The organism is bacterium (assembly GCA_016708315.1).
Classification (GTDB): domain Bacteria; phylum Zixibacteria; class MSB-5A5; order CAIYYT01; family CAIYYT01; genus JADJGC01.
This window is the reverse complement of sequence record JADJGC010000024.1, coordinates 191,757-204,918: the sequence shown is the minus strand read 5'-3', so window position 1 is coordinate 204,918 and position 13,162 is coordinate 191,757. Positions and strand designations below refer to the sequence as shown.

Genomic DNA, 13,162 nt, shown 5'->3' with positions numbered 1-13,162 from the left:
GGAAGATAAAATGAAAAGAAGTCGCTTACTAATATCGATTGCGGTCACAATCACCATCGTCATAGTAGCATTGCCGTTGTTAGCTCAACGCAATAGCTCGTCGCCAATGCCGACAACTGACTGCAAAGCTTGCCATACATGTGAAGTTCCTACTCTGAAGGACCCATGCTTGAAATCCTGCCCTCGCGTTGAGATGGTTCACAAACAGGGTGCTCATGCATTGCAGGAAGCTCCTGATTCGATGCTCCTGTCTCAATTGTCAGATCTCTATCAGCCCGTACATTTCAACCACAAGGTCCACGCTTCGATGGCGCAAATGGGCACCGACTGCGCGACTTGTCACCACTATAGTCCCAAGGGCGTCATTCCGCCCTGTGCGGATTGCCATAGCCCAATTTCGGAATCTACCGATCTCAAGAAACCGAACCTCAAGGGCGCATACCATCGTCAGTGCTTGTCTTGCCACCGCGAATGGAGTCACGACACGAAATGCGTGTTGTGCCATATCCCGAATGCCGAGGGTGCAATGGGTGTCGCAGGCGAAGATCCGACCGACATCATCGGCAAACCGCACCCGGTGATTACCGAACCGGTAAAGAAGGTCTACCAGACTCCATACCCGAGCGCACCAGTCGTAACATTCCAGCACAAGGAACATATCGACCTCTTTGGATTCCGTTGTGTTGATTGCCATGAAAAGGAAAACTGCGGCAACTGTCATGACATCGAACAAACCAGCAAGGTCAAGAAGACTCAAGAACAGGTGCACGCAATCTGTAATGATTGCCACAAAGCCGATCCCTGTGCCAAGTGTCACGATACCAAGGAGCGCCCTGGCTTCTCACACAACAAGACCGGTTGGCCGCTTAATCAATACCATAAACAACTGGATTGCTGGGCCTGTCATCCGACCGGCAAGCAGATTTCCAAACTCAACTCAATGTGCGTGAGTTGCCATAAGGGTTGGAATCAGGCGAACTTCAAACACGCCGTGACCGGCTTGCACCTTGATGAAGTTCACTCCGAAATGGAATGCGCTGACTGTCATACTGACAACAAATACGACGCCGATCCGAAGTGCGACGACTGCCACGATGACGGTCGCACTGCCAAGACTGCTCCTCCGGGAATGCGGTCAAAGCATTCGAACTAACGGCTCGACTGGTCGCAAATGACGTCTTGAAAATTGCTTCAGAAAAAGACGGGCTCACCGGGATGGCAGATGGCGCCATCCCGGTTTTTTTTCGCCAAGTAGTCAAACCTTAATTTGTCTTTAACAATTGCCCCTGATATTCCTGCCGCCTCTTTTAAGGACTTCTGTCCTTATGCCCGCATCTTCCCGTAGGGTGCGGGCTTCTCCTCTTTAGGGACTAATCTTTAACAGTCATTGTGACTTGCGATGACCGCCCGGCATCATCCATACAAATCAACGTGTGCGCTCCCGGAGTCGGAGTAATAAATACCCGCTCACTTGGGTCGCCCGTAAAGATCAGCTTCCTATTGAGAAACCAGTAAATCGTGTGTGTGTCGTTTGACACCGACGCATCCAGCAGTATCTTCTGATAGTCCAATTTCACCCCATCGCGAATCTTAAACTGCGAATTATCTGCCGGCGAGACTATCATCGGTGCATCGCCTGTCCCAATCAACGCACAGTGCATATTGTGTTCCGGTATTCTCTCGACTTGGAATCCATTCCGCTCCATCCAGGTAGATATCTGTGTCGGCCAATGGGTAATAACTCGCTCGGCAATCTTATGTCCGTCTCGGCAATGGTTGCACAGTCTTTCGCCGGTCGCACCGTCGACAAGTATCAGTTCATGCATTGTACAGGGAAGATTCGGCGAAATGCTTTCGATAAACATCTCATCGACCGTGGACGCACATCGTTCCGTAGCCGGCATCCCGCTCGTAGCACATACTTGCCGCATCCCTACGCTGTTCGGTTGAACAAACCATCGCGCCTCTTCTTGTGCTGCCAATGCCTCGAACATCGAGAAGAGAATCGGCGCCGCAACTTCAGCCCCCACAATACTCGGATTTCCTTTTCCGTCAAAATTTCCGACCCAAACGCCAACCGTAAATGCCGGTGTATACCCGATACTCCACGCGTCGCGCTTGCCCAATGAAGTCCCGGTCTTCCAGGCTACCTTTGGCATATTCGTTGCCGCATCCCAAACCGTCGGCAGTTCCGGTCGGCGCAACTGGCTGAGAATTTCAGTGATGATGTACGCCGCCCCTTCATCGAAGATCGCTTTGCCTTCTGATTCAGCTTCGGTGCTCAGAAGGCGATAGGGTCGATACTTGCCGCCATTTGCCAGCGTCGCATAGAGATTCGTCAACTCGAGCAAACTCACTTCGCACCCGCCCAGTGCCAGCGGCAGTCCGTACTTCGCCCACGACTTGTTGAGCGAGCTGATACCGCCTTGCTTCAGCGCCGTATAAAATGTCTCGCCGCCTAACTTTGCCGTCATATTTACCGCCGGCACATTCAACGAACGGATCAGTGCATCCTCGACAGTCACCGCTCCGTTGAATTGCTCATCATAATTCACCGGCTTGTATCCCGAATAATCCACCGGTACGTCGAAAAGCAAACTTCTCGGCGACACCAACCCGTTGCCAATCGCCAGAGTATACACAAACGGCTTCAGCGCCGAGCCGGGTGACCGCAACCCCATCGCTCCGTTGACTTGCCCGCTCCCACTCGATGCAAAAAACTCCTGCGATCCCACGAGTGCCCTGACTGCTTGATTGCGATTGTCGATGATCACCACTGCGCCATTGGTAATGCCGCGATTCACCAGCGGCCGCAGGAACTCCTGCAGTTTCGTCTCCGCCAGATTCTGCAAATTTCTGTCTATCGTCGACTCGAGCTTTTCATTTCGTTGATACTTGCCGCGCAGATATTCCGCCAGATGCGGCGCTTCAAACGGCAAGTCAAATCGCCGCTCCGGCACCGGTTCCGCCGTCGCCTGTGCCAGTACTTCATCACTAATCACGCCGCGTTCGCGCATCAGATCTCAGAACTTTGTCGCGCGCCTTGGTTGCCGAAGACGAACTCACATCCGGCCGATTCCGATTCGGCGAATTCGGAATTGCTGCCAGCAGTGCCGCTTCACCCGGACTCAGTTTATCAGGCGGCTTATTGAAATACACCCTTGATGCCGCCCCTATACCGACGAGATTTCCACCATACGGTGCCAGATTGAAATAGTATGTGAGTATCTCGTCTTTTGAATAGTGCGCCTCCAATTGCAACGCTCGCCACACTTCAATCAGCTTCCCGCCAATTGTCCGCTCCTTCGGCTCAATCAGCCGCGCAACTTGCATCGTGATTGTCGATCCGCCTTGCGCTACCTTGCCGGCGCGAATATTCGCCACTGCCGCTCGAACAATCGAGATTGGATTCACCCCCGGATGATATCGGAAATGTCTATCCTCGTATGCCAACGTCGCCTTCTTCAGTAATGGCGAGATATCATCCGACTCCACCCGCAGTCGCCACATCTCATCAGGTGCAAGGAACGCCCTTAGCAAATTGCCATCCTTATCCAGCAGCAGCGTTGAAGATGGCGGATTCAACTTCTCCTGCGGCAGCGGAAACAACCGATCAATCGCTATCGCAACCAATGGCAAAGCGAAACACACCAATAGCATTGTTTTGAGGGCCGTTCGTGTTTTCTTCTCTGCCTCTGAACTAAACGTAAAGAGAATGAGGTTATTCATTCACGATAAGCTCCATTTAGCGATTGGAGAGTTGGGCAATAGATTCCTCAAGCTAAATTCCCCTCTCGAGAGGGGTGCCTTGGTTGCGCGAAGTATGAGCGCGACCAAGGCGGGGTGTGTTATGTTCCATTCCATCTTGATAAGCGCTGTCACTACTCGACCACCACCGTCCCCGATGATGCCACTGAACTTATCATCGGCGCATACATCGCCTCCGCTCGCACCGGCGGCACTACAAAAGTGCCCGCACTCACAACGCGGATTCCGTAGTAAAACTTTTCTTCCTTACCGAGCTGGAAATCGCCATAGATCACCATCCGGTCGTCGCGAATATCCATGTATTGCGGTTGATACATCTTATCGCCAATCCAGCCGATTCCGCGCCTCGATTGCAACCGCGGATTCTCGATCTCAAACCCCGCCGGCAGCAGATCAGCAATCGCCACGTTCTGCACCGCCTCGGTCAGAGCCTTCACGCTGATCTCGGCGATAATCATGTCGCCCTGATGCATGTCATCATATCGCAGCGCATTGCCGTTCTCATCGAGATAGCGCCGCCTCACCTGGATGTCGTGATCGTACTCGTCAACGCGCTGTGTCGAAGGCAGACCATCAGCGCGCCAGAAATAGTATGCTGTTCCGGTACCGTTAATACTGATTTCGACATTCTTCCCGCCCCAGTCCTTGGCGCGGAAATTGTGATCATCAGTCGTCAGGCTCCCAACCGTCACTCCATCTACCTTGACCGTTCCGGTGTAATTACTCGAACCTTGTTTCGCGAACACCTTTCCCAATGCCAACAGCGCAAACGCATTTTCCTGCGTCGTATACCAACGGCCTTCGCTATTCGCCGCCTTCGTCAAACTCTCGACCAGCTTGATTACATTCGGCGATGACGGGTCTGTCTCCGCCAAAACATCCAGCATGATTGCCTGCGCGCGAATCGGCGAATCAAAATTCCCGCCGCTCTCCCAACGCTTGATGCTGTCTGCCGGCGCCAATGTCTGCGGAAGCAATGTTCTTCCACCAGCGACGTCGCCTGACAAAATCAATGCCCCCGCCAACTGGTACTGCGAGTAAATCTGCAGTCGCTCCACCGCGCTGTTGCGCATGTACGTCAACGTCGAACGGTCGGCTTTGCCCGCCAGCGCCAATACATAGTTGGCATAGACGGCGGTTGACCATCGCGTCTGATCCGAGTCATAGTAGTAATGATAACGGTCGGTTTCCTCATACCCCGGTGCCTTTCCTCCTCGCGAAGGGTACGACCGCGCATAAGTCTGCAGCGCTGAAATCGCGCGATCATAAACACGATCAGCAACGACGTAGCCGCTCTTGCGCGCTTCTACAAGGAAATGCGCCGCGTATACTGATGCCCAATTGTTCTGGTAGTTGCCTTGCGGCCAATACGAAAACGCACCGGAGACTTGCTGCAAACTTGCGAGCTTGTTAAGTCCCTCTTCGATGTAATAATCGACGCTATTCTTCTTGAACAACTCCGGCTCGGCAATTCTTGCCAATTCATCGAAGTACAGCATCGGGAACAGTCGCGACACCGTCTGCTCGACGCAACCATGCGGGTATCCCAGCAAGTACTGCAGGCTCCCCGTAAACCGCACTGCCGGGAATGATGATACTGTCATTGTATAGTCGCTCGTCCCAGCCACGAACTCGGCAGGGAACTGGAATGTCGCCGCGCTTCCTTGAACAACCGACCCCATTCCCGCCAGCGTGATAAACGGCACCGCCGGACGAAGCGGCACTTCTTCGCTCATCGAAGTACTCGCGCCATTGCCTTTCGCGGCAAGGCTAAACTTGATCGCTCCCATCGTTTCGCCAGCCTTGACTCGGAAATACACCGCCATCTCTCGTCCAGCTTCAACTCTGACACTTTGCGTCGCGTTGCCGACTATTGCAACCGGCCCGGTTGCTTCAATACTGACATCGAAGTTCGACTCCGTGCCCGTCCCGTTGTATACGCTCACCGGAATCGTCAACTCATCATTGGTGCTGACAAATCGCGGGAACGTCGGCGTCAATATCAACGGCTCGCGCACGAACACATTCTTCTCTGCACTGCCGAACTTGTCCTCGAGCATCGCCGTTGCCATCACGCGTAACTGGCCGTTGAACTGAGGTACTGCAAACGTCACTTTCCCCGTTCCATCCGCCGCAACCTTGACCAATCCCGACCAAAACGCCACCGGCTTCACCCGCGTCAGCGCTACCGGCGTCAATTGCCGGCGACGTGCCGCTTCGATATCCCCGGCAGGGGAGTTTTTCAATGTGATCTCGGGCAATATCACGCTGTACACATCATATGTCTCCACCGAGAGTTGTTTCTTGCCAAAGAAGAACCCATGCGGATCGGGAACCTTCAAATCCGTCAGTTGACAAATACCTTCATCCACAGCGGCAATCGTCACGAATGCCCGGCCACTTGCGAATCCGGAAATCTTGTAGTTCACCGTCAGATCATTTTTGGGTTTGATTTCAGCAGGTATCGTCAACTCAACCGTCAGCCGATTTGCTTCGGCGCTCACTTTGAGCGGCACCACTCCGAATGCCCGCACTGGAGTGTCGCGTTCCAATTTGTCGGTTGAGCGTATCAAGTGTGCTGAGATATAAACATTCGGCTTAAGATCATTGCCGACCGGCACCCTGATCGTCGCCGTGTTTTCCTTCATCGTCACCACCTGATGCGAAAACACCTTCTCTCGCTCGACGCTCAACAACAGCTTGCCCCCAAATGGCGCCCGAATCTGCACCGTGGCAACTTCTCCCGGAAGATACGATTCCTTGTCGAGATCGATTTCGATTCGTTCCGGATTGTCCATCGCCCAAGGCGAATATCCCCATCCCGACGAATAAAACGTCAGCGATGATGTTGCTCCGCTCTCGATATCGCGAGCTACCACGCGATACTTGCCGTAATCATCAGGCACGACATCGAAACTACTCGCTGCCGCCGCCGATTCAACATTGAATCTGTCAACTTGCGACTCCACCTGCTCCGACACATAGCGGTGATATCCGCGATTGTTGTCATACTTCAAGATGCTCTGCCAGTAGATGCGCGACAGCGTCACTTCAATCTTGCGCCCGCCGCTGACCTTACCCGCGTAGTCCGTCGACACGAAATCAATCTTCATCGGTGCATTCGGCTGTCCATAACCCGCCTGCGCCTGCCTCAATCCGACATAGTATCGATAGGGGTGAATCATGATCCCGCCGTATGCCGTCACTCCTCGTCCGCCCGGCTCAAGCACTGTCGTTGAGATTACGCCGCGCAACATCGATGGCGGATTCTGACCTACCGGAATCTCAAACTTGTATCCGATATGCCCCTCGTTGTCCAAGAGTGTGTCCGCGAGCGCGGTTTCGGTTTCTTCGAATGCCTTGGTTGCGTCCGAGAAGACATAGCTCTTATATTCCGGCACTGTAAACAAGAACGGCTCGACTTCAACCTTGCCCTGTACTCGACGTTTCGCTGCCGGCGGTCCAAACAAAGTTACCGCATCGACATTGATCGTCGCCTTGTCTCCCGGGAAGTAATCAGCGCGATCAGTCTTCTGCGTCACCTTCATGCGGTCTGGGATGAACTCTTCGACGTTGAATCGCCCATACCCGATCTCTTCCTCTTCGCCGATCAACAAGCTGACATTGTATCTGCCTGTCATTGCATAATCAGGCACCACAATCGCCGCTTCAAACGCGCCTTGCTCGTTAGGCGTCTTTCGTTGCTCAGATAATACCTTTCCATCCGGACCCGTGACTTTCAACCGAATAGGGAAGGGCTCCGTCTTGGCTGCATTCGGACCGCGCACAATTGCCGCAATATTTGCCGTCTCGCCAGGTCGATAGATGTCGCGTTCGAAGTAAACGAATCCTTCCAACCCACCTGCGAGAAATGCCGCACCGGCCACATCAAAATCAGTCGTCGGAATCAATGATTCGCAACTCGCGCACTCACTCGGTAGATCCCGTGCCGCTCTGCATCAAGAAACTCGCGCATATTGATTGGCGTGACTACTTCATCGTTGGTGCGATTGGCTAGCGCAATTTGCTCTTCGTGCACCATTCGTCCCATCGCTTCCATGTTGTAAACCCAATCGTTGTAGCGGCTACCTTCACCGAGATCATTGGTACTTAGCAAGTAGACGAGATTGTTCGCGAAAACCTCTTCAACCTCAAGCACGATCTTGTCGACGTTGATCGTCGAGACTCCCACGTTCAGTTCACCAGTCCGCGTCAAGTAGAACCCACCGCCGACGAAATCCACCTGCGGTTCGATGTTCTCCTTCATCAGATTCACCGCGCCGGCGAAGTCTCTCCTCATTTCCGATCCGTCAATTGCCTTGATGCCGCGCGCGATTTTGACCTGATATGTCTTCGCCGGATCAAAACTCCCCCGCAGATCGAGATGCGTATGCCCCGACGTCATCTTGAAAGCAATCGGCGGTTCAATCGTAATGAATGAAGCAGCCGTTTGCGAGTTGACCGGAAGATTGAATTGCACACGTATCGCCTTATCAGTAATGTCTGTATGCAGCGGCAGCACGCTTTCTACGCGAAGGTCAGTCTTGCCGGGCAGGCTCAACGGCGTGACGTAGTCATCAAGTAATCCCAGACTGCCACCGTCGCATAGCAATCCCTTTTTCAATGCGAAGCTGAATCTGCTTTTCGTCTTGCCCGCGTTCGGCGTTATTGGCTACGATGCCGATGTAATTCGACACCGCCGAGGTCACAATCTCATAAGCTATCTCGCTGCCGTCTTCATACTGCAAGCTGATATACTTCATCGCTTCCATCGGATCGACGCGGTAGTTAAACTCCACTGATCCCGCCAAATCCGCCCGCTTGTCCGAGTCCGGCGTCAGATTGTAATTCAATACCGCATTGACTACTCGAAAGCGCGGTGTGTAAAACGAAAACGACCGGTCGCCGCGAAGCGCATATCCAAACTCTGCGGCAAATTTCGAACTTACCTCTGCACGATATTCAGTCGAGGGCGCCAACTGCACGCTCGGATAGAATCTCACTTTATCGCGCGCAATCCACTCAAACCGCCCCGGTATCTTCGGTTCAAAACTGCAGGGAATGAGCGTCGTCGGAACATTCAACAACGAATCGCCGACAAGTTCGCGCGTGAATACGATCGTGAAATTTGTCGTCTGCGGAACCTCGTTTGTCGGAGAGAACAGCTCGACCTTGATCGATTCACCGCCAACACCATTTTGCAGCACATAGATTGTTCCAGCCGCGATTACCAGTACCAGCACCGCTATGATTCCCACCAGCGCCGATTTCGGCATTCCACCGCGTTCGTTGCCCACAAGCGTCTTCATGACACACCCCATATTCAGAAGTTAATGATTGATTCTCGTTTCAAGATTTGCGCGACGAAAAGCCATCCGACTTGTTCGCCCCTTCGCATAGAAATAATAGTCGTCCACTTACCGAAATTACAAGCCCTTTGCGAAATCGCTGTTGAATGTTAACCCGCAGACTTAACTGAATCTGCACTGGTCAACTGCTATCGAATTGTACACGATTTGACTATTCGGAGATGAAAGTTTGTTGTGATGCCCTAAAATTTCTGCCGGAGCAGCCTTGGCAGAAACCGTCCGGTGCGCAACCGGTAAGCCGCATCGTTCTCGGTTGCTCCCCCTGGAACTCTTCCAAGTGGTGACAGATAATGACTTCACCAGGTTTTGAAGACCAACACGCCCGCGGCCGTGCCTGATCTTGGAGTAGATCCCGGTTATTAGCCCCGTGTCTGCCGGATCCGGAGTTACGCGAAGTCCCCATACGCGACGACCGCGCAACGACTGCCCCCACAGACAAACACGCCTAAACATCGCAATATCCACGACAGCAAACGCCACAACAGCGAGAATTGCCGAACAAGTTTCCGCTTGGCATCATCTCACCACGAGATCAAATCGGATGAAGTGACAATCATGCGAATTTCATTGGTTTTGGCAAGTCGGACGTAGTTTGGCCGGAGCGAAGGAAAGAAGCATTTGATGATACACTTCTCTTCCCGCGACCAGCAGCCAGAGTAGAAATCGCCTGGCCAAATAAAGGCTTCTTCGCAAGACCGCAAAAGCGTAGACAATGTCCTGCCTCGGCAAAAACGCGGCCTGCTGGCAACCGCATGAAATCGTGCGCGAGCCATGTTCCTTTTCCTGATGCCCTCTCGTCTATCTGATTTCCGGCCACACCGAAGAGGCCATGATGTTGCTTGGATTTGTCTTCGTGGTCATGGGCATACCTTCTTCAGAGCGCAAAACCAGCGCGCCCGAAGCCCTGCGCGACCTTCGAGCCCGCCCTCGTGTCCGCGACGGATCAAACAGCGAATTGCCGGGCGTGACGTCGTCCGGGCGATATCATGCTTCTGTCGAAGGCGATCCGTTCCGCTGACGCCATCGTCCTGATTGCGTTAACCTTTCCGTCGACGAAAGTCTCTGACCCGAATCGATCCTGTCTCGGTCGCTGCCGCCACAACCGACATGTCTGCCCCGGACGAACTCCCAGCTCTTTTCGGACACTTGTCGTTCGTGGACAAGGGCATGTCGAAGCCAGGGCTACTGGAATCACGAAACAATGAACAGCCCCCACCATCTGTCTTCTCTGTGTCCTCGTCGTCGTCATTTATGGAATGACTCGCGGTGACTGGATGGCGGGCTTTCTTGCCGGGCTGTCACTTGCCATGGCAATGTTGCCCGAGGAGTTTCCGGTCGTACTTACCATCTTTCTCGCTTTGGGCGCCTGGCGCATTTCCCGCGTCGGCGTACTTACACGCCGGATTCCTGCCGTCGAAACTCTCGGATCGGCAACCGTCCTCTGTGTGGACAAAACCGGCACTCTGACCATGAATCGCATGTCCGTTCGTGAACTGTATGCCGATGGGCTATTCCACGATTTCAAAGTCTCTCCTGAGGTCATCCCCGAAGACTTCCACGAGGTTGTCGAATTCAGCATTCTCGCCAGCCCCGCCGACCCCTTTGATCCAATGGAAAAAGCCATGCGCGAGTTCGCCAGTTAACCCCGCAAATACCGAACATATCCACACGCTGACCTTCCTCGCGAGTATCCCTCACCAATGAACTCTTCGCCGACTCGTCTGGCAGTCGCCCGACCGCCGCAATATGTCGTCGCCGCCAAGGGCGCACCGGAAGCATCGCCAACCTATGTCCTTTTCGACGAGCAGTTGGCTGACCCTGCCCGGTAATCGACCAAATGAGCGGCGCGACTCGAGTCATCGGTTGCCAAAACAGAATTTCGTGCCAAAGGATTGCCGCCCGGACAACACGACTTTGAATTCGTTTTCGCTGGTCTTCTCGGCCTTGAAGACCCGGTTCGCCCCAAAGTCCGGGAAGCGATCGGCGAATGTTATGATGCCGGCATCCGTACGATCATGATCACCGGTGATTATCCGGGAACTGCCAGAAACATCGCGCGCCAGATTGGGTTGAAAAATCCTGAGGACTTCATTACCGGCGCTGAGTTGGCGGTAATGAGCGATGCCGAACTGATGATTCGCCTTAAAACAGTGAATTTGTTTGCGCGAATGGTTCCGGAACAAAAACTTCGCTTGGTCAAAGCCCTCAAGGAAATGGGTGAAGTCGTAGCCATGACCGGCGATGGCGTCAACGATGCTCCTGCTCTTAAATCTGCACACATCGGCATCGCAATGGGTGGGCGCGGCACAGACGTCGCCCGCGAGTCGGCGGCAATCGTCCTCATCGAGGACGACTTCGACTCCATCGTCCTTGCCGTCAAAATGGGAAGAAGAATCTTTGACAATCTCAAGAAGGCGATGATGTTTATTTTCTCGGTACACGTACCAATAGCCGGATTTACGTTGATTCCCGTAATCCTTGAGTGGCCGCTGGCGCTGTACCCGGTACACATCGTGTTTCTCGAACTCATCATCGACCCGGCCTGTTCGGTCGTCTTCGAGGCTGAACCTTCCGAAGAAGGCATCATGAGACGCCCTCCCAGAAAGATCGATGAATCACTCTTTGGCAAAAAGGCGGTCATCTTCAGCCTCTTGCAAGGCTTGATTGTTCTGTCCGTTGTGGTAACCGTCTATTATTGGGAAATGGGCGAGCACAACCAAGACTCGGCAAGAGCTCTCGCGTTTATCACATTGGTCATTTCAAACCTCGGTCTTATCCTTTCGAATCGCTCTCAGTCCCGGTCAATTCTGAAGACCATTTTCGTGCCCAATCCTACAACCTGGTGGGTCGTCGTCGGTACGGTCTTATTTCTTACTCTGGCACTTACTGTGCCATTTCTTCAGACCTTATTCAGGTTTGGTCCTCTTCATACACCTGACTTGATGATATGCCTTTCTGCCGCTATTGCCTGCGTCGCAATGCTCGAAATCCTAAACCCGTTCGTTCCCGGGCCAACCGTTCGTTACAAATTTCACAAACTCTTTGCATACCAAACTCAATTGGTTATATTCGCCACGATGTTTTAGCCGATATCCTTACTATAATATGGTAAGATCGGTCAACGACTTTAGCACTATGAGGACATCATGGCAATAGACAAAATAGTCATTATCGGCGCCGGAACGATGGGGCAGGGAATCGCCCGCACCATCGCCGAGACCGGTACCGAGGTCGTGCTCTACGACCTCAGCGACGAAATCCTGAAAAAATCTCTCGACTTCGTGTCCGACTCGCTCGATCGCGAAATCGAAAAATGGGGCATTACTAAATCGGAGAAGAAAGCTATCCTTTCGAGGATCAAGACCAGCACCGATGTGAAGATCGCTCGGAAAGCCCGCGTCATTATCGAAGCTATCCCCGAAAGTCTTGAAATGAAGCGCGAACTCTTCAAACAGCTTGACGAACTCTGTCCGCCGGAGACTGTGTTTATTTCCAATACCTCGACTCTGTCGATTACACAACTTGCCTCTGCGACCAATCGTCCGCAGATGTTCATCGGCATGCACTTTCTTAATCCCGTGCACAAAATTCCCATGGTCGAACTCGTTCGCGGGCTCAAGACCTCGACGGAAACTTATGCCTTCACGCAGGACTTCGCTGTCAAACTCAATAAGAAACCGATTCCGGTCAATGAGTACCCCGGCTACGTCACCACCCGTATCATCGTGCCGTTCCTTAACGAAGCTATGCACGTCCTCATGGAAGGCATTTCCTCCGCTGAAGAAATCGACAACGCCATGAAACTCGGCTTCGGATTCAACATGGGTCCGCTTGCGCTTGCCGATATGATGGGTCTCGATGAAGTCATGGCTATGATGGAAAATCTTCTGAATGAGCTCTCTGAGCACAAGTACAACCCGTGTCCGCTGCTGCGCAAATTGGTCCGCGCCGGCCACCTCGGTGTCAAAACCGGCCAGGGATTCTTTAAGTATGATGAAGACGGCAACAGGATAGAAGGAGCCTGA

At 53.0% G+C, this 13,162-nt stretch carries 8 protein-coding genes and 1 pseudogene; 4 read left to right on the top strand and 5 right to left on the bottom strand.

From position 1 onward, the window contains the following. Nucleotides 1-10: 10 nt before the first annotated feature. Nucleotides 11-1,153 carry a hypothetical protein gene (locus IPH59_17010; protein ID MBK7093386.1) on the top strand — a complete coding sequence of 381 codons (1,143 nt, stop codon included), beginning with the start codon at nucleotides 11-13 and terminating at the stop codon, nucleotides 1,151-1,153. A gap of 217 nt (nucleotides 1,154-1,370) precedes the next feature. On the opposite strand, the gene IPH59_17005 is transcribed toward IPH59_17010, so the two are convergent. The 5 genes from IPH59_17005 to IPH59_16985 form a co-directional block, all read right to left on the bottom strand. Further along, nucleotides 1,371-3,017 (bottom strand): hypothetical protein, encoded by a 1,647-nt coding sequence (locus tag IPH59_17005; protein MBK7093385.1) that lies wholly within the window; start codon nucleotides 3,015-3,017, stop codon nucleotides 1,371-1,373. Further along, on the bottom strand, nucleotides 2,995-3,729 hold the full coding sequence (locus IPH59_17000) for a transglycosylase domain-containing protein (protein ID MBK7093384.1): 735 nt from the start codon (nucleotides 3,727-3,729) through the stop codon (nucleotides 2,995-2,997). The genes IPH59_17005 and IPH59_17000 overlap by 23 nt, the downstream gene beginning before the upstream one ends. A gap of 152 nt (nucleotides 3,730-3,881) precedes the next feature. Then, the gene (locus tag IPH59_16995) at nucleotides 3,882-7,679 is read right to left on the bottom strand and encodes an alpha-2-macroglobulin family protein (GenBank protein ID MBK7093383.1); all 3,798 of its coding nucleotides are present in this window, start codon (nucleotides 7,677-7,679) and stop codon (nucleotides 3,882-3,884) included. Beyond that, nucleotides 7,676-8,392, bottom strand: coding sequence for an Ig-like domain-containing protein (locus tag IPH59_16990; protein MBK7093382.1), 717 nt, complete (start codon nucleotides 8,390-8,392; stop codon nucleotides 7,676-7,678). Before IPH59_16990 ends, IPH59_16995 begins: the two co-directional genes overlap by 4 nt. Beyond that, nucleotides 8,346-9,077, bottom strand: a complete 732-nt coding sequence (locus tag IPH59_16985) for a hypothetical protein (GenBank protein MBK7093381.1) — start codon at nucleotides 9,075-9,077, stop codon at nucleotides 8,346-8,348. Before IPH59_16985 ends, IPH59_16990 begins: the two co-directional genes overlap by 47 nt. Nucleotides 9,078-9,966: 889 nt before the next feature. Between IPH59_16985 and IPH59_16980 the strand changes: the two genes are divergently transcribed. The 3 genes and pseudogenes from IPH59_16980 (at nucleotide 9,967) to IPH59_16970 (ending at nucleotide 13,162) form a co-directional block, all read left to right on the top strand. Further along, nucleotides 9,967-10,155: a hypothetical protein gene (locus IPH59_16980; GenBank protein MBK7093380.1), complete on the top strand. Its 189-nt coding sequence runs from the start codon at nucleotides 9,967-9,969 to the stop codon at nucleotides 10,153-10,155. A 238-nt stretch (nucleotides 10,156-10,393) separates the two neighbouring features. After that, nucleotides 10,394-12,223: pseudogene (locus tag IPH59_16975) on the top strand (cation-translocating P-type ATPase). Nucleotides 12,224-12,283: 60 nt separating this feature from the next. Beyond that, nucleotides 12,284-13,162, top strand: coding sequence for a 3-hydroxybutyryl-CoA dehydrogenase (locus IPH59_16970; protein MBK7093379.1), 879 nt, complete (start codon nucleotides 12,284-12,286; stop codon nucleotides 13,160-13,162).

Coding starts and splice junctions, on each gene's coding strand:
- IPH59_17010 (MBK7093386.1), top strand. CDS start 11: ATGAAAAGAAGTCGCTTACTAATATCGATTGCGGTCACAATCACCATC.
- IPH59_17005 (MBK7093385.1), bottom strand. CDS start 3,017: ATGCGCGAACGCGGCGTGATTAGTGATGAAGTACTGGCACAGGCGACG.
- IPH59_17000 (MBK7093384.1), bottom strand. CDS start 3,729: ATGAATAACCTCATTCTCTTTACGTTTAGTTCAGAGGCAGAGAAGAAA.
- IPH59_16985 (MBK7093381.1), bottom strand. CDS start 9,077: ATGAAGACGCTTGTGGGCAACGAACGCGGTGGAATGCCGAAATCGGCG.
- IPH59_16980 (MBK7093380.1), top strand. CDS start 9,967: ATGATGTTGCTTGGATTTGTCTTCGTGGTCATGGGCATACCTTCTTCA.
- IPH59_16970 (MBK7093379.1), top strand. CDS start 12,284: ATGGCAATAGACAAAATAGTCATTATCGGCGCCGGAACGATGGGGCAG.